This is a genomic window from Lacrimispora brassicae (genome assembly GCF_054772055.1).
The window spans coordinates 203236-225434 of record NZ_BRYH01000034.1 but is presented as its reverse complement, the minus strand read 5'-3'; the positions used below and the strand labels follow the sequence as shown (position 1 = coordinate 225434).

General features: G+C 45.1%; 18 protein-coding genes and 1 pseudogene. 4 read left to right on the top strand and 15 right to left on the bottom strand.

Annotated elements, in window-relative coordinates; all coding sequences use genetic code 11:
- The first annotated feature begins 215 nt into the window (after positions 1-215).
- The gene (locus ACYVD3_RS17390) at positions 216-2720 is read left to right on the top strand and encodes an FAD-dependent oxidoreductase (protein ID WP_460643744.1); all 2505 of its coding nucleotides are present in this window, start codon (positions 216-218) and stop codon (positions 2718-2720) included.
- A 370-nt stretch (positions 2721-3090) separates the two neighbouring features.
- Here the strand turns inward: ACYVD3_RS17390 and ACYVD3_RS17385 are convergent, their stop codons facing one another.
- The 4 genes and pseudogenes from ACYVD3_RS17385 to ACYVD3_RS17370 all read right to left on the bottom strand — a co-directional run bounded on the left by ACYVD3_RS17385 (position 3091) and on the right by ACYVD3_RS17370 (position 4839).
- Positions 3091-3375, bottom strand: a complete 285-nt coding sequence (locus tag ACYVD3_RS17385) for a hypothetical protein (protein WP_460643755.1) — start codon at positions 3373-3375, stop codon at positions 3091-3093.
- Between the two features lie 75 nt (positions 3376-3450).
- Positions 3451-3762 (bottom strand): annotated as a pseudogene (locus tag ACYVD3_RS17380) (methionyl-tRNA formyltransferase); the annotation flags it as partial.
- 24 nt (positions 3763-3786) lie between these two features.
- A complete protein-coding gene (locus ACYVD3_RS17375; RefSeq protein ID WP_460643743.1) occupies positions 3787-3975 on the bottom strand; it encodes a hypothetical protein in 189 nt (62 codons plus the stop codon).
- Positions 3976-4260: 285 nt separating this feature from the next.
- A complete protein-coding gene (locus tag ACYVD3_RS17370) occupies positions 4261-4839 on the bottom strand; it encodes an HAD-IA family hydrolase (protein ID WP_460643742.1) in 579 nt (192 codons plus the stop codon).
- Positions 4840-5312: 473 nt separating this feature from the next.
- Here ACYVD3_RS17370 and ACYVD3_RS17365 point away from each other — a divergent pair, with 473 nt between their 5' ends.
- Together ACYVD3_RS17365 and ACYVD3_RS17360 are read left to right on the top strand one after the other, a co-directional pair.
- A complete protein-coding gene (locus ACYVD3_RS17365) occupies positions 5313-5777 on the top strand; it encodes a helix-turn-helix domain-containing protein (protein WP_460643741.1) in 465 nt (154 codons plus the stop codon).
- Between the two features lie 184 nt (positions 5778-5961).
- Positions 5962-6333, top strand: a complete 372-nt coding sequence (locus tag ACYVD3_RS17360) for a DUF4180 domain-containing protein (protein ID WP_460643740.1) — start codon at positions 5962-5964, stop codon at positions 6331-6333.
- Positions 6334-6436: 103 nt separating this feature from the next.
- Here the strand turns inward: ACYVD3_RS17360 and ACYVD3_RS17355 are convergent, their stop codons facing one another.
- Together ACYVD3_RS17355 and ACYVD3_RS17350 are read right to left on the bottom strand one after the other, a co-directional pair.
- Entirely contained in the window at positions 6437-7084 is a 648-nt protein-coding gene (locus tag ACYVD3_RS17355; RefSeq protein WP_460643739.1) for a cytidylate kinase-like family protein, read from the bottom strand.
- Positions 7085-7168: 84 nt separating this feature from the next.
- The gene (locus tag ACYVD3_RS17350) at positions 7169-8464 is read right to left on the bottom strand and encodes a galactokinase (protein WP_460643738.1); all 1296 of its coding nucleotides are present in this window, start codon (positions 8462-8464) and stop codon (positions 7169-7171) included.
- Positions 8465-8955: 491 nt separating this feature from the next.
- Here ACYVD3_RS17350 and mnmL point away from each other — a divergent pair, with 491 nt between their 5' ends.
- The gene (gene mnmL / locus ACYVD3_RS17345; protein WP_460643754.1) at positions 8956-9900 is read left to right on the top strand and encodes a tRNA modification radical SAM protein MnmL/YtqA; all 945 of its coding nucleotides are present in this window, start codon (positions 8956-8958) and stop codon (positions 9898-9900) included.
- A gap of 24 nt (positions 9901-9924) precedes the next feature.
- On the opposite strand, the gene ACYVD3_RS17340 is transcribed toward mnmL, so the two are convergent.
- From ACYVD3_RS17340 to ACYVD3_RS17300, 9 genes are all read right to left on the bottom strand, one after another.
- Positions 9925-11127, bottom strand: a complete 1203-nt coding sequence (locus ACYVD3_RS17340) for a CapA family protein (RefSeq protein ID WP_460643737.1) — start codon at positions 11125-11127, stop codon at positions 9925-9927.
- A gap of 163 nt (positions 11128-11290) precedes the next feature.
- A complete protein-coding gene (locus ACYVD3_RS17335; protein ID WP_460643736.1) occupies positions 11291-13366 on the bottom strand; it encodes a DUF5054 domain-containing protein in 2076 nt (691 codons plus the stop codon).
- Positions 13353-14624, bottom strand: coding sequence for a CehA/McbA family metallohydrolase (locus ACYVD3_RS17330; RefSeq protein WP_460643735.1), 1272 nt, complete (start codon positions 14622-14624; stop codon positions 13353-13355). The genes ACYVD3_RS17335 and ACYVD3_RS17330 overlap by 14 nt, the downstream gene beginning before the upstream one ends.
- A 12-nt stretch (positions 14625-14636) precedes the next feature.
- Complete coding sequence (locus ACYVD3_RS17325) at positions 14637-15503, bottom strand: carbohydrate ABC transporter permease (protein WP_460643734.1); 867 nt, start codon at positions 15501-15503, stop codon at positions 14637-14639.
- A gap of 16 nt (positions 15504-15519) precedes the next feature.
- Entirely contained in the window at positions 15520-16419 is a 900-nt protein-coding gene (locus tag ACYVD3_RS17320; protein ID WP_460643733.1) for an ABC transporter permease subunit, read from the bottom strand.
- 28 nt (positions 16420-16447) lie between these two features.
- Positions 16448-17920 (bottom strand): ABC transporter substrate-binding protein, encoded by a 1473-nt coding sequence (locus tag ACYVD3_RS17315; RefSeq protein ID WP_460643732.1) that lies wholly within the window; start codon positions 17918-17920, stop codon positions 16448-16450.
- A 298-nt stretch (positions 17921-18218) separates the two neighbouring features.
- Positions 18219-19316, bottom strand: a complete 1098-nt coding sequence (locus ACYVD3_RS17310; protein ID WP_460643731.1) for a GntR family transcriptional regulator — start codon at positions 19314-19316, stop codon at positions 18219-18221.
- 300 nt (positions 19317-19616) lie between these two features.
- Positions 19617-21050, bottom strand: a complete 1434-nt coding sequence (locus ACYVD3_RS17305) for a 6-phospho-beta-glucosidase (protein WP_460643730.1) — start codon at positions 21048-21050, stop codon at positions 19617-19619.
- A gap of 305 nt (positions 21051-21355) precedes the next feature.
- Positions 21356-22198 (bottom strand): DegV family protein, encoded by an 843-nt coding sequence (locus tag ACYVD3_RS17300; protein WP_460643729.1) that lies wholly within the window; start codon positions 22196-22198, stop codon positions 21356-21358.
- Position 22199 lies beyond the last annotated feature (1 nt).

Here is a 22199-nt window from a genome sequence, read left to right as displayed (position 1 = left end):
ATTGCTCATTTGTCAATAGTTTTACGAAATTTAATTGTATAAAATTAATTTGGGCAGAAATTTTTTTATCCCTGCTGAAAACGAAAAAATATGATCCTTGTCATAAAGGGGTACTCTTATGTGACTCAATCACAGACTTTTCATAAAATTTCGTTTATACTAAATAAAACAACCCATGACCATTCATATTTTAAAAATATAGCAGGAGGCATACTATGAAAAAAATAGTGATTATAGGCGGAGTGGCCGGCGGAGCAAGTTGTGCCGCCAGGCTGCGGAGACTTGATGAGGAGTTAAACATTATCATGCTGGAACGTGGGGATTATATTTCCTACGCCAACTGCGGCCTTCCTTATCATATAGGCGATGTGATCAAATCCAGGGAGGCATTATTACTTCAGACGCCGGAAGCCATGAAGCAAAAGTACGGCATTGATGTCAGGGTTAAAAACCAGGTTTCCTCCATTGACCGGGAGAATAAGAAAATCACGGTCAGACGGCTGGATTCCGGAGAAGTCTATGAGGAAACCTATGATACCTTAGTCATTTCCACCGGTTCCTCACCGGTCCGCCCGCCCATTCCGGGAATTGAGTCTTCCCGGGTCCAGACTCTCTGGACGGTCCCTGACACCGACCGGATCCGGGCTCTTATAAAGGAAAGCAATATTAAGACAGCGGCTGTCATCGGCGGAGGCTTTATTGGCCTTGAAATGGCTGAAAATCTTCGCCATGCAGGGCTTTCCGTTTCCCTCATTGAAATGCTTGATCAGGTTATGACGCCTGTGGATTATGAGATGGCCCAACTTCTTCATGAGCACCTCCTGCAAAATGGCGTAGACCTTCATCTGGGGGATGGGGTAGCCGGGTTTAAAGACCTGGATGACGCTGTAGCCATTACCTTAAAAAGCGGTAAGACCCTTTCCGCCGAACTGGTCATCCTTTCCATCGGCGTCCGGCCAAACAGCGAGCTGGTAAAAGCAGCGGGCCTTGCCGTTAATGAGCGGGGAGGCATTGTGGTTGATGATTATTTAAGAACCTCGGACCCGGACATTTATGCCGTGGGAGATGTGATTCAGGTGGATGACCTTATATTCCAGGAGCCTGCAATGATCCCCCTTGCCGGTCCTGCCAATAAACAGGGGCGCATTGCCGCAAACAATATTGCAGGGGCGCAGGAAACCTATGGGCAGACCCAGGGAACATCCGTAGCAAAGGTATTTGATCTGGCGGTGGCTTCTACGGGGGCAAATGAAAAGGCGCTGATCAGGCGGGGGCTTCAAAAGGGAAGGGACTATGAGAACATTCTCATCACCCAGAATTCCCATGCAGGCTATTATCCCGGTGCAGTGCCTATAACCATGAAGCTTCTTTTTTCCACCGAAGGAAAAAAGATCTTCGGAGCCCAGATCGTGGGCAGGGATGGAGTTGACAAACGGATCGATACCCTGGCTGTTGCCATCCGCCTTGGCGCAGGGATCCCTGACTTAAAGAGCCTGGAGCTTGCCTATGCACCTCCCTTCTCCTCCGCAAAGGATCCGGTCAACATGGCCGGCTTTGTGGCTGAAAACCTGATTACCGGAAAAGTCGCATTTGCATCCTGGGAGGTGGTGGAAGAGAATCCTGAGGCATTGCTTCTTGATGTAAGAGAGGCTGCGGAGCTGACAGCCTTTTCTCTGCCCAATGGAAAGCACATTCCCCTGGGACAGTTAAGAAACCGCTTAAAGGAACTGGACCCTTCCAGAGAAATCATTGTCTTCTGCGCCATTGGAGTCCGGGCCTACAATGCGGCCCGCATCCTCATGCAGAACGGATTCCGCAATGTGAAGCTTTATCCCGGCGGCGTCAGGTTCTATCAGTCCACCCATTATCAGGCTGAGGCTGAGGCAGTGGCCCCTTCCGCCATTGCCCAGCATTCTCCCGAAGGCAGCCAACTAAAGCCAAGCTTGCTTGACCTTGGCAACGGCCCCCAAGGCCAGATGGATACCAAAAATATCCCTACCCTGGCCATGCGCTTAGACTGCAGCGGCATGCAGTGCCCCGGTCCCATTATGAAGGTATTTGAAACCATGAAGGAAATGCCCCATGGGTCAGTCATGGAGGTATCCGCCTCTGATCCCGGTTTTACACGGGACATAGGAGCCTGGTGCAGGCGTACCGGAAATGAGCTGATGGCCTGCGAGCACCGGGGAAATGATTACGTTGCCCTGGTAAAGAAAGGCAGTCCGGCCTCCCCTGTAATAAAGGAAACAGCCGAAGGAAAGACCATTATCGTTTTTTCCGGCGATCTTGACAAGGTCCTGGCAAGCTTTATCATTGCCAACGGGGCTGCTGCCATGGGCAGACCTGTCACCATGTTCTTTACCTTCTGGGGATTGACTGCACTAAGAAAGGAAGAAAAACAGCCGGTCCGCAAGTCCCTGATAGAATCCATGTTCGGTGCCATGCTTCCCAGAGGCAGCAAAAAATTAAAACTGTCAAAAATGAATATGGGCGGCATGGGAACTGCCATGATGAAAAAAATCATGAATGACAAACATGTGGATTCACTGGAAACCCTGATCCAAAAGGCCATGAAATCCGGAGTGAAAATCGTAGCCTGTACTATGAGCATGGATGTCATGGGAATCCAGCCGGAGGAATTGATCGAAGGGGTAGAGCTTGGAGGCGTAGGCGCTTATTTGGGAGATGCGGAAGAATCAAATGTAAACTTATTTATTTAGGATAGCAAATCCTTGAAAAAATATATCATCACTACAAAAAAAGCAGTCAAAAATATGCCTCCTGCAGTTAAAATGCAATAAGCTATATATCACAAGGGGGCGTTGCAAAACAGATGATTTTTTATCTGTTTTGCAACGCCCCCTGAATATTAATAGTATAATGCTGGGCAAAGTATTTTTTTGTTTACACCGCATTATGCTTAATTTGTACGCTGTCTGATTGCTTCATAAAAACATAACCGTCGCGGCACAGCTTACATTAAATGACGAAGCCGAAGATTGCTCATGCCCTGTCCAAATCATTAATATTGAAATTATATCTGTCTACGGTTCCGCTCAATTCTATATTTGATTTTTTTCTTTTTCAAAATTAACGAGAGAATTTAAACAAGCTTCCCTCACGGTCATCGCTTTCAGTATTTTTTCTGCCATTTGCAAAATCCATCGCGTTCATTCTTTTTCCGCCTTCTATTTGCACTTCCAACAGTTCCACAATACCGTCGTCCGAGATCCTTGATTTAAAAATCTTTAATTTTCTGCCGTTTAAATAAGTAAACGCAGCCGGAACAGGTGAAAGCCCTCTGATTTTATTGTGTATTTCCTGCGCTGTCAGATTCCAGTCGATTTCACACATAGTATTATCTATTTTTCCCACGTAAGACGCGCCGTCGTCAGGCTGTTTTTCTCGTTTCACAGTCCCGCCCTGTATTTGCTTAAGCGTATCAATCAATAATCTGCCGCCGATTTGCGCCAATTTATCGTGCAGCTCTCCATAAGTTTCATTTTCGCCGATTTCGATTGATTCTTTAAGTATCATGTCGCCCGTGTCTATGCCCTCGTTCATATACTGAGTAGTAATCCCCGTGATTTTTTCGCCGTTTATAATCGCGGCGTTTATCAGCGAGGCTCCCCTGTATTTCGGCAGCAGTGACCCGTGAACGTTTACGCAACCGTACTTCGGAAAATCCAAGACGTTTTTGGGTATGAGCTTCCCGTAAGCAACCACAACGATTATATCGGGATTAATTGATTTTAACAAATCAAAAAAATCTTCGCCTTTTAAGCTTTACGGCTGATAAACGGGAATATTCTTGCCGGAGGCATATTCTTTCACGGGCGGCGAGGTCAAAATCAGTTTTCTGCCCGCAGGTTTATCCGGCTGTGTGACAACCCCTGCAATATTATATTCATTTTTCACGAGATATTCGAGCGAAATTTTTGCAAACTCAGGGGTTCCCATAAATAATACTTTCATAAATTTTTCTCCTCGTCTTTATTCATTTCATCTACTTATTCCTGTGATAATATAAATAATATGACTCAAAATCTATTTACTTAAAAGCTCCCATTATCCGACTAATGTTTATCTGTATTATAACATGATTATTTAAAAAAAGCCATCAACATATAGAATGTCGACAGCCTGAGGGGAGTTTGTAAACTCTCCTATATGTCATAACATAACCTGCAATTATTCTTTTACATAGTTTTATTATACTACTTTTAGAATGGAAACTGAAAATCATAATCTTTCATTTGATCATAATATGCACTGTAGTTCATCTAATGAATTAACTGTAAAATCAGGTTCATATTCATCTGATATAGGTGTTTGAAAGCCCCCAAAACCTTGTTTGATCCAAATAGTTCTCATTCCAATCTTCTTTGCCGGATATATATCATTATCTAGTCTATCACCAATCATTATTGCTTTTTCAGGTGGACAATTGGATTTATCGACAGCCATCTGAAATATTCGAATATCGGGCTTAGATATTCCTATCTCAGCAGAAGATAAACAAAATTCAATATGATTTAAGAAACCAAATTTTTCAATCCGGCTTTCTGAAACACTATATGGTTCTTCTAATTCTTTGGGATATGGCTCCTTTCTTTTTATGCCATATTGATTCATTACAGAACAAAATGGCGATTTATACTGCTTTGAAGCACTTACCATTCCATTGTAGATGTCACTAAATGTAACCTTTATACCTAATGAGTTCATGCTCTCTACAGCTTTTTGTATTCTGGAATTATGAGCAGCGTCCTCATTAATAATGAGTATATCCCAAATCAAAAAATAGCCAATCAATATTATTAATTCTAATCTTATCACAGTTAAGATTTTCTTGTTGTGTCATAGTACGCCTCCTTTTCTTCATTATATACTGCAAATTCAGTTAATCAAAATAATCTAGTAAATAGTAATTTAGTAAACAAATCTGACAATAGCAGCATTATTGCTCAATACAGTAAATTGAAAGTGGGCGATATTAAAATCCAGTTTGGAGCAATGATAAGAGTGCAGCACCTCCTATTTTATTTCCGCCTGCTGGCAGGGGGCGTATTGGCCATGAATGGTGCTTTGCAATATTGTAAGAGGCCCATCAGTCATGACTGTTATTTTACAATGTTGGAAAGGGCCATCTGCCATGAATGCTGTTTTGCAAATAAGAAAGGTTATGGTGCACATAACCATATATTAACTAAAAAGTAATAATCCGCCTAAAACAAGCTCTTGACACACTCCTTATTATATCTTATTATTACTTATAGTTAACTATTACGAAATAATAAGGAGCAATTAATATGGAGGAAAAATATTATTCAGTAGATCAGATATCGGAAATGCTAAATATCCACCCAAAGACGATCCAGCGCTACATTAGGGAGGGCAAACTGCGCGCAGGAAAAATCGGAAAAGGATGGAGAGTCACAGGACATGATCTAAGTGTTTTTATGGAAAGCACAAAACTGTCAGCCGGCAGGGAACATAGGGATCCCATTAAAAAATCAGATCATGAAATAAAAGTGTCTTCTGTAATTGATATGGATGTTGATGGAAGGGATAATGCCATTCGCATTATGAATGCCGTTACTGCCGCCATTCATACCAGCCTGCCGGAATATGGCCAGCCAACCATGCACGCACAGTTTTTGGAATCAGAATACAAAGTACGTGTGACCATATGGGGAAATATAAAATTTGCCCAGGCGATCATTCATGTAATTGACGAATTGGCAGAAAGTATAAGGCAGGAGGATTTTTTATAAGGTCAATAAGGAATGTGTCCTCCCTATCGCCAGACAAAATAATGTTACTATTGATGCCCAACAGGCGGCATCCAGGATTACAGCCCTGCTCCAATGGCCAAAACCCGCATTCTTCAAAGCTGGAGGATATGCTGGCCAATGTACTGGCCATCGCAGACCCATTTCTAGAGAAAGAAGGAATCAAATGAATATTACAGCAATAAGAAATCAGAATATTGCCATTGTTAATAAAGAGGATAAAATAACCGGCGTTCAGGATATCCTTGATATAATGGCTTCGTCCCAATACCAGCATGGTTGCATTGGCATGATCTTGTATAAAGAGAGCCTTGATGAAAGCTTCTTTGATCTTAAAACAGGGATTGCCGGGGAAATCCTGCAGAAATTCTCAAACTACCAGTTCAAGCTTGGAATCCTGGGGGATTTCTCACAGTATACCAGCAAAAGTTTAAAGGATTTTATCTATGAATGCAACAAGGGTAACCTAATCTATTTTAAGAATAACTTAAACGATGCCTTGTCAGCCCTGGTGGCGGAAAAATCCGGGAAATCCTAAAGAGAACCAATGATTGTCATAGGCTGTTTCCTGTAGGTTCTATCACGAAAAAATAACGGCGGCTTTGAAATTTCAATCAAAGCCGCCGTTTTATGTGTTTTCTTTATTGCTCAATTCCCCTAAGCTTAATATAATCCTTGATCAGCTTTGCCGTCTGCTCCAGATCAATACAGCCGGTATTGATGATCAGATCATAATTGTTCCAATCCTCCCAGTTGCCGCCGGTATAGTAGCGGTAATACTCCTTCCGCTCCCGGTTGATCTTCTTTACGCGTTTTGTGGCTTCCTTCTCATCAACCTTATCCACCTCCATGGTGCGTCTGATAAGGGTTTCCACATCTGCGTAAACAAAGATCTTTACCAGGCCAGGGAATTCTTCCTTCTCACGTCCCAGGATGTAATCCCCGCACCGGCCGGCAATGATGCAGGACTCCTCTGACGCCAGCTCTTTAATGACCTGGGACTGGAACCGGAATAAATTCTCCGGCTTCACGATATCCGCATCCATAGATGGCTTTCCAAGCTGGGGCTTTAAACCGCTTACGATTTTATATAGCAGATTGCTTCCTGCCTTTTCATCCGCCAGACGGAAAAACACTTCTCCAACGGCACTTTGTTCCGATGTGATAGTCAAAATCTCTTCATCATAAAAATGAATTCCCAATTCCTCTGCAAGAGCTTTTCCTACCATGCGGCCGCCGCTGCCGTATTGCCTTCCTATGGTGATGACCAGATTTTTCTTTTCCTTCATAAATGCCTGCCTCCTTATGTCTCACGTTCTTTTCTTACTGTTTCTTTCTTTTATTGTACTCCATTGGGGCAGAATTTACAATTATTATTGGTTCATTATCTCGTTGAAACAAATGGCTCCATAAGGCCTGATGCTCATCCGGTAAGCATTGCCCTCTCCCATGGCTTTCTCAATATAAGAAATATATTCATCCACCAATTCATTGGGCAGCATGGTCATAATGACGCCTGCAAACCCGCCTCCGTGTATCCTGCATGCACCTTTCTTCTTTTCTGCCAGGAAAAGTTCTGTAAGAGCCAGGGCAATGGTGATTCCCTGTTCCTGGTAGCTGGTATTGGTAAAGCAGTTTTGAAGCCATTTCCAGGAGGAATTTCCGGATTCAGTGATATTCATTAAAAAGTCCTCAAACCGGTCTTCCTTTAAGGCAGCCACTTCTGCCTCCACCCGTTTATTCTCTTCAAAGAAATGCAGGGCGCGAAGGACCGAACGGTCACCGGCAAAGTCCCTGACCTCCTGTAAATGATCAATGACCTCTTTTTCTGTAATTTCGGCGCAGACTTCTTTTCCAAAGAATTCAGCAACCTTTTTCATTTCTGCCGGAACTGAGGAATAGTCTGCACTTAAATCCGCATGACCCTTTCCTGTATTGACAATAATAAGGCTGTGGTTTTTTGAACCGAAATCAAAATTGATCTTCTCCACAACCGGAACTGCCGGGTTCTTAAAATCAATGGTAATAAGTCCTCCAACCGCACATGCCATCTGATCTAAAAGGCCGGAAGCCTTGTCCCAGTACACATTTTCAGAGAACCGGCCGACATGGGCATAAGCTACCGTATCCATGGCGCCATTGTTAAAGAATGTATTTAACATAGAGCAAAGCAGCATCTCAAATGAAGCGGAAGAGCTGACGCCTGCCGCGCTGATGACATTGCTGGTGATGTATGCATCAAAGCCGCCGATTTCATACCCGGCTTCCAAAAAACCCTTTAAAAGCCCTTTTACCAGATCAATGGTCCCTGCTTTCTTATCACTTGGTTCCAAATCGTCCAAATCGATCTCAAAGCTCTGATTATAGGTTTCACTGGTAATATTCACTTTCCTGCTGTTGTTTTTTGCAGCCGCTCCCACACAGTCTAAATTAATGCTTCCAGCCAGGACTTTACCATGATTATGATCCGTATGGTTTCCGCTGATCTCCGTACGCCCCGGTGAGGAAAACAGAATCACATCATCCCCTGGAAAGTTCTTTTGAAAATTCCTCACAAGGCTCTGATAACGTTCAATGTTCTCCCTGACCGCATCTTCTCCATATAAAGCGGTCATAAGCTTTTCTGACTCTTTAGACTCCAGCATCTGAATCGTGTCGCTTACTTTCATGTCATTGCTCTCCTTTTCCGATTTACCGCCCTCGCTCTTTCGGGCAGGGTCCACCCAGTTTATAAGGTAAACCTGGATGGTATTCCCCCATTTGTTGACAAAGTATTATCATTGCTACTATTGTCATTGCTACGAATAGATCATGAACGCAGACGTTCATGATCCACATTCGCCGTTCGCGCCGATGAGCAAGCTCATCTTCGCTCTCTTGCGCTCATTGTATCATAAATGCTAAAGATTTCACAATATAATATTTTACGAAAACCTATAAAATAATTTGACAGTTCATCCCAGACTCCCGTATAATGATACAATCAAAAAACCCGGAAAAATTAGCCTGCGGGTATACCTTTATGCAAAAAAAACGCGGGCAGAAAAGAGGAAACACCCTGCGGGCATACCTTTATGCCCAAAAAGCATGGGCAGAAAAGAGGAAACACCCTGCGGGTATACCTTTATGCCCAAAAAGCATGGGCGGAAAAGAGGAAACCATGTTCTGGAACGACAAACCTTACCATTCCCTGGATTATGAAATGAAAAAGCAATATGGGCAAAAGATTTATAAGCTGGCTCTTGACGGGGGCATGACCTGTCCAAACCGGGATGGGACCCTGGGAACCGGGGGCTGTATCTTCTGCAGCGGCGGAGGGTCCGGCGAATTTGCTGAATCCCTGACGCTCCACTGTTCCGTAAACCAGCAGATCCAAGCTGCCCGTGAACGGATACAGGGGAAAATAAAGCCGGAATCCGGCGGTTTCATCGCCTATTTTCAGTCTTATACCAACACCTACGCTCCCCTTCCCTACTTAGAAGAGCTGTTCACCCAGGCCATCTTCCATCCGGATGTGGAGGTCCTCTCCATTGCCACCCGTCCTGACTGCCTTCCTCCTCCTGTCCTTCATCTGCTGAAAAAATTAAACCAGATAAAGCCTGTATGGGTCGAGCTGGGACTTCAGACCATCCACGAGTCCACGGCCAATTATATCCGGAGAGGATATCCTCTTCCTGCTTTTTTAGAAGCTTACCGTAATTTAAAAGAAGCAGGTCTTATTGTCATCGCTCATGTCATTTTAGGGCTTCCGGGAGAAACCAGGGAAATGACCCTGGAAACTGTGGACTATCTGGGCCATTTGGGGGAACATGGGATCGACGGGATCAAGCTTCAGCTTCTTCATGTGTTACAAGGGACCGATCTGGCCCCAGAATATGAAAAAGGCCTGGTTCCCGTCTATACCCTGGAAGAATACGTAGATCTGGTGATCGACTGCATCGCTCTTCTCCCTCCTGAAGTGGTCATACACCGGATCAGCGGGGACGGACCGAAAAAGCTGCTCCTTGCGCCTTTATGGAGCGGCAATAAGAAGCTGGTCCTTGGCACTCTGGCAAAGAGGCTAAAAGAACGAGGCATCTGCCAGGGCGACAGATACCTCCTATAAGTTTTCGTGAACTTTCATATAAATTTAATTGCCCCCATTATGAATGACACCGTTTTCATCCACCGACACCCCAAAGGATATCCCTTGGAAATACCGGTAAAATCCCTGAATGTCATCATCCTGGGTCAACGTTCTGGTAAAACCTGCCTTAGAGGTTCCCGGAACCAGGGACAAGGTAGTGGTTCCCTGGTCAAAATCCACATTGGCCCGCATAAGAGCTGTCTTTGGGATGCTGCTTCCAAAGATGAAGTTTCCAAGGCTGTAGCAGATGGGCTTTCCATTGTAATATTCAATTCCCTGAAGAACATGGGGATGGCTTCCGATCACTAAATCTGCCCCGGCATCAATGATCTTCTTTCCCAGTACCCTTTGGTATTCCTGGGGTTTCTCATCCCTCTCCACACCCCAGTGGACATAGACAACCACATAATCGCAGCTTTCTCTTGCCTTTTTTACTTCTTCTAAAAGAATGGTCGGGTCATAACCGCTTACCATGCCTGGCTTTTTGCTGTTGGCCACCCAGTTGGTATCGGGATAGACTCTTGACGCCCCAAGAAAGCCTATGGTTTTTCCGTTCACTTCCATGGTCTCAAGCTGTCTGGCCCGGTTCATATTAGGACCTGCCCCCACGTACCGGATCCCTGCCCCATCCAGGGCCGTACAGGTATCCACAAGAGCGTCGGTCCCATAATCAAGGGAATGGTTATTGGCCAGGGTAACCATATCAACTCCGATTTCATTCATCATGGAAACCCTGGAAGGAGAAAGGCGGAACGTAAACTGCTTGTCCGGCGCCGCAGAACCCCGGTCACTGAAAGGAAATTCCTGGTTGGCCATAAAAATATCAGCCCCGCTGATTTCACCCAGATATCCCTCATCCAGCACTCCATTTATGCCTCCTGCCTTATCATAAGCAGTTGTCACATGACTAGATAGTAATATATCTCCTGCAAAGAGCAGATGAACAGCCGGGTTTTGTGACTGTTCTTCCCCGGTTGCCCCAGTCTCCTCCTGAGACTGGGTTTCTTCCACCGTCAGTATTTCCGTTTCCTCTGATGCCTCAGGCTCTGACTGGGCAAGGCTTTCTCTGGGTAAGGCCTCTGTCACAGGTATCTTTTTCCCCTGTGTTCCCTTCCATTCACTTACAGCTATCCACCCAATAAGCAAAACAAACAGCAATATGGGAAAGAAGATCAGAATCTTCATCAGCCCATTGGTCTTCTTCATCTACTCCTCCTGATTGTTGACAATTTCCACATGATTTTCTATTTTTCATTACTTTTTCCACAATATCATAAAGTTTTACATAAACTTTTCTACATATTTCTGTGGGGTTTATTTCCATTTTTTTATCTTACACTGGATCTGTGGATTTGTCAAACATTCCGGTTTACTTATTATGAAAGCTCAGGACATAACGGAACCAGCAGTCATCCTGGCACCACATGGAAAAATTTGTTCCCCATTTATTGTTAAACAGGCAGAAAGAAAATCCCTTTTTCATATCAGGAAGCTCCAGGCAGCCGCCATATAGTCTCCTTCCTCCTGCACTTACCAGGGGAGAATCCTGGTTCCATAGTTCTATGGTCCCGTCTGCCCCGTCATAGACCAGCTTTTCCGTACAATGCTGCCTTCGGTTTCCTCCCTTTACCACTTCCAGGGGAGAGATTTCCTGATCCATGATCTTCATCTTCCAGAGACAGGGGTTTTCCACATCAATGTTTGCATCAAACCAAAGGGCTTCCGGCATTTTATTGGCATCCTTATTTTCCCACAAAAGATCGCACAAAAGCTCTGTACCAAAGGTGTAGGTGATCCATGCCCCTTCAGGGCATCCATATTTCGTCACTGCTTCCGGATTTCCTGCCAGGCGGATCCTTACCACGGAACCGGACTTCCTCATATTCCGCACTCCAAAGGAATAATTCCTGTTGGAAAGTCCCTCAACGGTTTCCAGACCGGGCTTTGAAAAATCTGCTTCCGACCAGGCCATATTCTCTTTAAATGCATGATTGTACTCATAAAATTCTGATACCGTATCCAAAGCCCCATAGGTTTCATAAGAAAAACGGCCAAAACACCCTGACTGAATCCAGACCTTTCCGTTCTTTTCCAGATAAACCACAGCGCCGCTTCCGTCAAATGCTGCCTTCCAGTTCTGTATGGAGACGATTTCAAAGGGATGGACCACCTCCCCTTCTTCCCACATCCCGGCCTTTGGCATAGGCTCCCATGTAAGCGCCTGGGCCCCTTCCTCTTTCAACTCCTGGGGTAAAAGCCCCACTGCTTCATGGAGATACGTCCGCTGTTCCTCATAGGAGCTTTCGTACCGGTCATAGGTGCTCTCCATATGATCCACTCCCTTTTCTCTGCAGATGGCGTGTAAGAGGGCCGCATTTCTTTCCGTAAACATGGCTTCTGTCACATGGTTTTCTTTTCTGGCCCTGTTAAAATCTTCCTTTTTCCAGTTTTCAAAATCAAACAGGTGCTTTTTATAATCCAGTCCCCAGGTATGCTCGCATACCATCAGGAGTTTTTCCATAAAGCCATGGAACTGTGGCTGTTCAGGATCAAATCTTCCCTGTTTTTTCCACTGGTCTTTAAGGCCCAGAAGCCGTCTAAGTCCCCTGACCTTGACCGGATCAGAAGCTATGCCGTGAATCCAGGAATCCCCGATTTCCTCTGTTATGACGGGAAGCTCTTCTTTTCTTTCCCAAAGCGTTTGGGCATAGGCATCCAATGTAGAGGCCTCCACCCTGGCACCGGGATATTTCTTTTCCAATGCCTCCAATTGCCTTAAAACCTCTTCCCTGGTGGGAATGCCCAGATTATCCCCTAAAAATACAAACTCCAGAACATCCTCCATGCCGTCCACATAGCAGGTGGAGCCATATACAGGAGAATACTGAACAAGGATCTCCCTGCCTGCCGACTGCCATACAAAGCTTTTGGGAACCATTGGATTCATGGATGAAGGGTTTACCCCGATGTGCAGATACTGTTTTCCATGACGGGCCATGGCCGGCACCATGGCTTTCGTATGGCCTGGTACGTCGGTCAGCTTTGCGGCCATGGTCTTTCTTCCAAACTGCCTGTCCAGCCTGTCTGCATAGCTTAGGTTAAAATCCATCAAATCTGCGTCCATCAGCTCCGTATGAGTGGTAAAGGCCAGTCCGTGCCAGCAGATATCTCCTCTTGCGATGGCTTCTTTCAGCCTTTCTGCCTCTGCCTGTCCGGCTTTTTTTAAATATTGGTCAATTAAGAAAGCCCCCAGGGTCCAGACAAACCGCTTCCTCCCATCCCGGTTTAAGTCCATGGCAAGTTTCATGGCTCCAGGAATAAAATCGTGGATATAATTGGAAAGGACCCGATCCGCCAGATCTGTAAACCCCATATCAAAATGGGTCATGAAAACCACATGCACTCTCTTAATTGATTCATCAGTCATTAACTCATTCTTTATCATTTTTTTCACCTGTTATATAGTAAGGATTGGAAAGAAGCACCGGTATCTGCGGATATCCTTTAATAAGGCTCCGCCTGATCTCCACCCGGAGATATCCCGGTTCCCCGGCAGTTCTTTCCATGGAAAGCCGGTCTGATTCGCAGGAAATTTCTACCCTGCCGTCCTTGGAAACCAGGGAAAGGATATCTCCCTTTTTTAAGTTCCAGAAGGTGAACCGGATTTCAGTGCCTATATGGATCTCATCTCCCATGAGACGGTCTCCGGCCCTTGTTTCCATCATGGGACCTTCCGAAGAAATAGACAGATAGGAATGCCCTTTTTTAAGCCCTTCCAATATGTCCTCAGGGGCATTTGACAAGGCGTATACACAGGTACATGGAGAGGCAGGCATCCTTCCCGGCTCGTATTTATGGAAATCGCTCCCCCCTGTCATGGGGATCCTTTTGCCCTCTTTAAGCCTTTCATCCCACCAGTTTAAGCAGGCCAGGTTGCGTTCCGGCTCCAAGCCTCCGTTCCATACTTCCACCCCATCAAAGGGCACTTTCTCCATCCCCCACTTCCAGCCGCACCGGTGGCAGAAGGGGTGGTTAATTACCGTAAAAGCTCCGTTTTCCTTTGCTTCCTTAAGGATTTCCACGGTCCTTTCCAGGGAATTTGAAAGAAAGCTTTTAAACGGGCGTTTCCTTCCCAGCATTCCCATATGCCCTTTGTAATGGGTCCACTCCACCCCAGGGATCATGGTCACCTGTTCCGTGGAGCGCAGCCAGTCATTATGGGCATAGTTGTTATGATCTGTAACAAACAGGAAATCCAGCCCTTCCCGTTCTGCAGCAAGGACCAGCTCTTCCGAAGTCATATTTCCGTCGGAGCCTTTGGAATGAAGGTGGGTATCTCCCTTAAGCAGCCGGAAGCTTTTTAAATGATAAGTGATTTTATATGTAATTTCTGCTCCCTGTTCCTCTACCTTATAGGCTCCCAGAAGTATGCTCCATTCTCCCTGCTTTACAGGAACACATGCAAAGCCTTCCGTGCTCCTGTGATCCGATATAACGACCCGGTTCCGGTTGGAGCCTGACCAGCCGATCAGTTCCCCCTTTTCATTCAGCAGACCGAAATCTATAATATTTCCCCTCCGGTCATATTCGTATGATATTTCCATGGAAGCCGCCTCTTCCGGTACGGAAAAGGGCACCTTTACATACAGCCCTTCTTCCTCCTTTGCGGCCACCCTTTGAAATGTAATGGTTTTTTCCTTCATGTCAATCCTCTCTCAGCCCTTAACGGCTCCCATGTTTATTCCTTCCAGAAGAAATCTCTGTGCAAAAATATAAATGATCAGCAGCGGCAGGGTGGAAATCACAATGGCCGCCATAATGGCATTGTCCGGAGTTGCCGCCATTCCCGAGGTGGAATCCACGGACATGATCATCTGTTTCAGCATCAGAGGAAGGGTATATTTTTTCTCATCAGTGATCAGGGTTGCCGGAAGCATGATGGAGTTCCATCTGGCCACATATTCCATGAAAAACACCGTTGCAAATCCCGGAAGGGATATGGGCATGTAAATGCTTCTGAAAATTTTAAATTCCCCTGCTCCATCTATTCTGGCTGACTCCGCAAGGGAATAAGGGACCGTCTCAAAATAATTTCTCATCATCATGATGCTGAAGCCTGACACCAGCCCGTTTAAAACCAAGCCCTGATAAGTATTTAACAATGATAGCTGCTTGTTTAACTGGTAAACAGATATCAGAGTTAAGTCTCCAGGCACCATCATGGTGAGCATGATGAAGGAGGAGATGAAATTTTTAAAAGGAAGGCTCTTTTGTATGAGAACATATCCTGCAAGGGCTGACAAAAGGACCTGGATCACAGTACCAATGGTGGTTATAAAAAGAGAATTGAAAAATGGCCTGGCCATTTTTGTCACCCGGAATACATAGAAAAAGCCTTCCACACTAAATGTTGACCACCACAGCTTGATCCCGCTTTGTGAAGAATCAAGGGCGGTTGAGGTGGACACCACAAATACATTCCACATAGGAAGAAACATGGCAAGAAAAATGACCGCTGCCAAAAACAAAAAAAGTGCCTTCCAAAAGCCTGTTAAACTGTTTTTACCTAGATTATCCTTCATATCTTTGCCCTTTCCATCAGGAATAAATCTCATCATATTTCAGCATTTTTCTGACTGCCGAGGTGATCCCCAGGGTAGCGATCAAAACCACGGTGGCAGCCGCCGTAGCAGTTCCCACATTAAACTGGATAATGCCCTGTTCATAGATCAGAACCAGGAGGTTTTTCACCTTGTCGCTGATGGAGGCATTCATCATAACAAAAATCTGGTCAAAATTCCGCAGGATCCCCATGACCGACAGCACCGCCACCACCTTCATGGTGGGCACAATGACCGGCAGGGTGATGTAACGGATCTGCCTGATTCTTGTGGCCCCATCCATTCTTGCGGATTCATACAGGGACGAATCAATCCCGATCATGGCCGCCAGGAACAGGGCCGCAAAATAGCCGGCCCCCTTCCATGCGCCTGTAAAGATCATGATAAATCTGGCGTAACGTCCCTCGGACATAAAAACCAACGGGGAATAGCCGTCTCCCAATATGGCTTTCATGATGCCGTTTACCATGCCCGCAGGGGATAAAATGGAGATCCACAATCCTCCCACCACGGACCAGGACAGAAGGTACGGGATGTAAGTGACCGTCTGAAACAGGGATTTAGTCGCCTTATTCCTGATTTCATTGAGCAATACCGCAATCAAAAGCCCCCATCCAAACTGCAAAAGAAAGGTTCCCCCGCCCACTGTCAGGCTGTTGACAAATGCCTGCCTGTACTGCCTATCCCCAAAAATCTCCCTGTAATTGTTAAGTCCTACCATCTCATATCCTCCCAGAAGCTTTACCTTCTGAAAGCTTTTTAAGATTCCCAGTATCAACGGATAATAGGAAAATACAAGAAAGTAAATGAGAACGGGTACCAGCAGCAGATAGATTTCCTTATACCGCAATATCTTTTTCTTAAGCTGTCCTTTCAAACCGATGCCTCCTGTCTATTTTGGGTGATTACCGGTCTGTCACCTTCCGGTCCACAAGCTCTTTTCTCATTTCCCTAAGCCCCTCGGCGGTGGAAACCTCTCCCTTGATGATCTTGATTCCCCATTTGCCTACGATCTCCTTGTAATCCTTTTCATTGGGGATAATCATGTCAATGGCCGCGTATTGGCTATAGCTTAAAGCTTCCTCAACTCCCGGATTAAATCCGAAAATCGGCTTGAAATCCTTATAAATGGGGAAGGGAGCCCCATGGTCATTGCCGTGCTGGGTGCCGGTTTCCGTCAATTCAAACTTACCTTCCGTTCCTGTATAATCATGGCCTAAAATTCCTGTTGAAAGAAGATTGCCTCCTTCCTGGGTCGCAAAATATTCCAAAACCTTCATGGCTCCGTCAGGATTCTTTGCATTGCCCGGTACCGCAAACAAACTGGCGCTTCCTTTTACCAGCATATAGCTTCCTTCTGGTGTCTTAAGGCCAGGAAGAGAGACGGCCTCATATTCTTCAGGAGAAATCCCGCCTGCCTTTGCATTTGCATTATGTAAACCAACCCATGCCGACCAATCGACGGTTACAGCCGTTTTCTGGGAGGAAGCCCCCATTTTTGCTCTCATATCCTTTGTCTTATCAACAAAAGAGGAGGGATCCAGAAGACCACCGTCATACAGCTTTTTAAACCATTCCCACACAGGTGCTGCCCCATCTTCTGCATAAGGCGCATATTTTTTCCCGGAATCGTCCAGAACCACTCCGTCTTTTAAGCCCTCTGCCGCCATCCATGGCTGTAAGTCATAGGTTTCAGATAAAATGGTATCAAAGGGATAAAAGTCCGGATCAAGGCTGCTGTCTTTCAGCTTCTTCATCACATCATAATATCCGTCCATGGTAGGTTCGATCTTCTTATAATCGATCCCCGCCTTCTTAAGAAGCGTGTTGTTAAGGGCAACCACCCGGTGGATCTCCTTTTTGTTAAAGCCTGCGTAAATTTTTCCGTCAATGGTAATATCCTTCCACTCTGCCGGATCAACATTTCCGGTAAGGATTTCCGAGCCTTTCACCCGGTCCGTAATATCCATCAGGGCTCCCTGGTCTACAAGATTGGCATACTGGCTTGCAGTGACATAAATCAGATCATAAGTTTCACCGCCGCTTAATTTCTGCATCAGAACTTTATCATAATCCGATGCAGGTTTTTCAATTTCCACCGTAAGGCCTGTAGCCTGGGAAAGAGCCTCTGCAAAAAGCTTCATCTCCGCCTCATCCTTGCCTCCCGTATTGGATGACATGATTCTTACGGTACCCCCTGCCTCTTTCCCCGTCTGGCCGGCTGCTTCTGTTTTGCTTTCTTCTGTCTTGCTTTCTTCTGTCTGACCTTTTTCTGTCTGGCTTTCTTTCGTGCTGGCGCTCTCCTGATTTCCACAGGCGCTTATGGAGCATACCATAAGGGCGGCAGCAAGCAGTGACATGACTCTACTTTTTTTCATTTTTTCTCCTTTCGATCTGACAATCATCGGGGCTTACAAAATCATATTATATTATGTTTTTCATTTTGTAAACCATGTTTACGCAACTTTTACATATATTTTAATTAAAATATATATTTTATATATTTATAATACCATATCATACTTTTATTATCAACTACCTATCGTCGTTTCGTTAATAAAATACATATTTTATATGTATTTTTTATGCAATATATCCAACAATAAATAAAGGAGCCCAGAACAGTGATTTCCCCTGTTCTGGGCTCCAATGATATTACAGGAACAAATATATATTTTAGTACTCACAAAAAATTCCAGGCACCAGGCAGTCCACCTGGCTGTAAGACGGGTCTTTTTCCACCTGCTTTAACAGGATTCCAATGGCTTCAAAGGCCATTTTCTTTTCATTCTGTTTTATGTGGGTGAAACGAGGACCTCCGGGTGATAAATAGTCTTCGTCAATGCAGCATACGGTTATTCCTTTCCGGTTTCCAAGCCATCTTGCAATTCCATATTCAGCGCAGATGACCGCATCTAAATCCTTATTATCGTTTAAGTACCGGTCAATCTTCTCTCTCATCCCTGTATCAAAATCGTCGGAATAAATCGTTATCTTTTCAGCGCCTTCCAGGCAGCATTCCGCCATTGCTTCCGCTCCGGCAGCTTTCATGGCCTCCAGAAATCCCTTTTTTCTGTCCTTGATGGAAGAAGTACCGTTTTCCGAAAATGTAATAAAGCCGATCTTTTTATTTCCCTTATTGACAAGATGATCCACCAACGCCTTCATGGCAAGATGATTGTCCGTTCTTACAGATGGAACCGGGATCCCCTCCATTTTCTTATCGATCAATACCATGGGGAATTCTTCAATGACAAGCTTTAAAATTGCCGTATTATAATAAAGTCCATGACAGGGCATGACTATGATCCCGCTGACACCCAGCTCCTTTAAAAACTCGATTTCTTCCGTTTCCTTTTCCCTCTCACCGTAGGAAAAACGAACACACAGCTTATAGCCGGCCTCAGCAGCCATGGCATCCATTGCATACATCATGTCAAGTCCAAAGCAGGAGGATATATGCTCCAGGACCAGACCCAGCATTTTATCTCCGCCCCTGTTCTCACATGGTTCCGCCCCGTCAAAGCCCCCTGCAAACGTCTCAGCCCCCTTTACAGGAAGCTGTACAAAGCTTCCCTTGCCCTTGATTCGGTTTAAATAGCCTTCGATTCTCAGGGCATTTAAGGCATTGGTGATGGTTATGGTGCTGACTCCATAGGCAGACGCCAGTTCTCCTGTCTGGGGCAGGCATGTTCCTTCCGCCAGTTCTTCCGTAAGGATCTTATTTTTCAAATCCAGATAAATCTTTTTATATAAAAACTGTTCTTTTTCCATGGTTCCCTCAAAATTAGCATTTTTATATATTATATCTTTTACTCTCACTTTTTTCAACAAAAATATATTTTTCTTTTCAGCCAGGCAGAATTTCCTGTTTTCTCCCTTTCATGAATCTGTTTTTATGGACATCGGAATGTTATTCTCCTAAAATTGAAACCCCAGTACAGGATCTCAGCACAAAAAGCACCTTTCCAGGCTCAGGGATCTTTTAATGATCCCCGGTTTTTCCCAAAAAGGTGCTTTCTTCCCTTATTTTATATCACTTACGGAATCTTTGGCACTGCTTTCCTGCCGTTCTTACTTTAAAACAGCGCCGTTGGTTGCGATCACCTGTTTATACCATTCAAAGGACTTTTTCCTGCTGCGTTTTAGGGTTCCTTTTCCTTCATTGTCCTTGTCAACATAGATAAAGCCGTACCGCTTTTTCATCTCTCCCGTTGATGCGCTGACCAGATCAATGCATCCCCAGGGAGTATATCCTAATAAATCCACTCCATCCTCATCCACAGCATCCATCATTGCCTTGATATGTTCTTCTAAATAGCTTATCCGGTAATCGTCAATAATGCTTCCATCATCTTCCACCTTGTCCACCGCACCAAGGCCGTTTTCCACGATAAACAACGGCTTCTGATACCGGTCATACAAGGTATTTAAGGTGATCCTCAGTCCAAGGGGATCGATCTGCCAGCCCCATTCCGATGCCTTTAAATAAGGATTTCTGATGCTTTTCATCACATTGCCTGACGTGGATTTTGCAATGACTTCTTCCGATGTGCTGGTGCACCGGGATGAATAATAGCTGAAGGAAATAAAATCCACCGTATTTTCTTTCAGAATCTCATCATCCTCCGGGCCTGTCTCAAGCTCTATTCCTTCCCGCTCAAACATTTTCTTTGCATAGGCAGGATATTCTCCCCTGGCCTGAACGTCAATAAAGAAATAATTATCCCTGTCCTTATTGATCCCGTCCCAGACATCCTCGGGATTGCAGCTATAGGGATAAAAGTTTCCTGCCGCAAGCATACAGCCTACTTTAAAATCCGGATTGATCTGGTGGGCCAGTCCCGTTGCCAGGGCAGACGCCACCAGCTCATTATGGGCAGCCTGGTATTTTACCTGCTTTTCATCCTCTCCTTCAGAGAACCTGATTCCGGCGCCCATAAAGGGCAGGTGAAGAAGCATGTTGATTTCATTAAATGTGATCCAGTAGGTCACCTTATCCCGGAACCGGCGGAAAATGGCATCGCAATATTTCGTAAAGCACTCAATGACCTTCCGGTTCTTCCAGGAGCCGTATTTCTCAACAAGGGCCAGGGGCACGTCGAAATGGCAGATGGTCACCACCGGTTCGATCCCATACTTTAACAGCTCATCAATGAAATCCTCATAAAACTTAAGCCCCTCTTCATTAGGCTCCTCTTCCTCCCCGGTAGGGAAAATACGGGACCATGAAAAGGAAAAGCGGTAGCATTTAAACCCCATTTCCGCAAATAAGGCAATGTCTTCCTTATAATGATGATACATGTCAATGGCTTCCCTGGAAGGATAATAGGAATCCTCAGGAAGCTGACGGTAATCCATCTCTCCTCCCATAACCGGAAAACGATTTTCTCCCCATGGGATCACATCCACGGTTCCCATTCCCCGTTTTCCTTCCTTCCAGCCGCCTTCGCACTGGTTCGCCGCAGTGGCTCCTCCCCACAAAAAGTTTTCTCTCATATTTCCCATCCTTTCTTTTTATGATACAGCTTACAAGAAGCCGTTTTATCTGCTTCTCATAAAACATACTGTCTTATATTACATCCATCGGGTGACAGGAATGCCATTGATGCTCCTATGGTATGGTGAATCCCACACTTCTATTTTTCCCCATAACGTAAAAAACTGGTCATATCTATGCCTTGCCGAAGCAAAAGTATAAATATAACCAGTCATGCCTGCACCATTTATTACAGTTACACCTAGTCAGTTCCTTTATTAAGGTGCATTTTAACATATTTATCCAGAGTTGTAAAGCGTTTATTATACAGGATTTAAAGAGTCATGACGATTCCGCCGTCACTGGCATATACCGTAGCAACCCCGGCTGTTTCTGCAATGATCACATCCTTGAACCTGGCCTGCTTCATCATCTCCTGCTTTACATGCTCCGCCCGCAACCGGTTGTTGCAGTGGGAAATGGCCAGAACCTTATCCCTGGTGTCGCCAGCCCCTTTAAGGGCAAGGTCCACCATGCGGGCCAGGGCCTTATTGATCCCTCTGGCCTGATCCAGCTTAACGATCACGCCGGACTCCGCTCCCATGACCGGTTTGATATTAAGGGCAGTGGCAAAAAAGGCCTGAAGCCCTGTAAGGCGGCCGTTCTTTCGTAATGTATCCAGACTTTCCAGGACAAAATAGGTCTTCATATCCCTGATAAAGGTCCTTGCCTTTTCCTCGATTTCTTCAAAGGTCATGGATGCCTGGCAAAGAGACTGGACGTAAAGGGCGATGTTCAACTGTCCGGCAGAGGCAGAATCCGACCCCAGCACTGCAATCTTTTTCCCGTTATTCCCATGTTCTTCTTCGTAAAGCTTTTTTCCAAGAACCGCACTGTTATAGCTTCCGCTTAAATGCTCGGACAAAGTGATCACAAAAACCTGGTCCTCATCACACTCATAGGCTTCTTTAAACAGCTCCGGTGACGGACATGCCGTTTTGGGACACTCGCTGCTGCTTTTCACCAGCTCCAGAAAGCTTTTCTGGTCAAAGGTCTCGTCATCGATTACCTGAACATTTCCCACCTGTAAAATAAGGGGAATTATCTGAAAGTGAGGATCCTTTTTTAAATCTGCCGTAAGATCCATGCAACTGTCCCCAATGATTTTATAGCTCATA

Bases quoted from the DNA above. Each gene is read 5' to 3' on its own strand.
- ACYVD3_RS17390 (WP_460643744.1), top strand. From the start codon at position 216: ATGAAAAAAATAGTGATTATAGGCGGAGTGGCCGGCGGAGCAAGTTGT.
- ACYVD3_RS17375 (WP_460643743.1), bottom strand. From the start codon at position 3,975: ATGAAAGTATTATTTATGGGAACCCCTGAGTTTGCAAAAATTTCGCTC.
- ACYVD3_RS17365 (WP_460643741.1), top strand. From the start codon at position 5,313: ATGGAGGAAAAATATTATTCAGTAGATCAGATATCGGAAATGCTAAAT.
- ACYVD3_RS17360 (WP_460643740.1), top strand. From the start codon at position 5,962: ATGAATATTACAGCAATAAGAAATCAGAATATTGCCATTGTTAATAAA.
- ACYVD3_RS17355 (WP_460643739.1), bottom strand. From the start codon at position 7,084: ATGAAGGAAAAGAAAAATCTGGTCATCACCATAGGAAGGCAATACGGC.
- ACYVD3_RS17350 (WP_460643738.1), bottom strand. From the start codon at position 8,464: ATGAAAGTAAGCGACACGATTCAGATGCTGGAGTCTAAAGAGTCAGAA.
- mnmL (WP_460643754.1), top strand. From the start codon at position 8,956: ATGTTCTGGAACGACAAACCTTACCATTCCCTGGATTATGAAATGAAA.
- ACYVD3_RS17340 (WP_460643737.1), bottom strand. From the start codon at position 11,127: ATGAAGAAGACCAATGGGCTGATGAAGATTCTGATCTTCTTTCCCATA.
- ACYVD3_RS17335 (WP_460643736.1), bottom strand. From the start codon at position 13,366: ATGATAAAGAATGAGTTAATGACTGATGAATCAATTAAGAGAGTGCAT.
- ACYVD3_RS17330 (WP_460643735.1), bottom strand. From the start codon at position 14,624: ATGAAGGAAAAAACCATTACATTTCAAAGGGTGGCCGCAAAGGAGGAA.
- ACYVD3_RS17325 (WP_460643734.1), bottom strand. From the start codon at position 15,503: ATGAAGGATAATCTAGGTAAAAACAGTTTAACAGGCTTTTGGAAGGCA.
- ACYVD3_RS17315 (WP_460643732.1), bottom strand. From the start codon at position 17,920: ATGAAAAAAAGTAGAGTCATGTCACTGCTTGCTGCCGCCCTTATGGTA.
- ACYVD3_RS17310 (WP_460643731.1), bottom strand. From the start codon at position 19,316: ATGGAAAAAGAACAGTTTTTATATAAAAAGATTTATCTGGATTTGAAA.
- ACYVD3_RS17305 (WP_460643730.1), bottom strand. From the start codon at position 21,050: ATGGGAAATATGAGAGAAAACTTTTTGTGGGGAGGAGCCACTGCGGCG.
- ACYVD3_RS17300 (WP_460643729.1), bottom strand. From the start codon at position 22,198: ATGAGCTATAAAATCATTGGGGACAGTTGCATGGATCTTACGGCAGAT.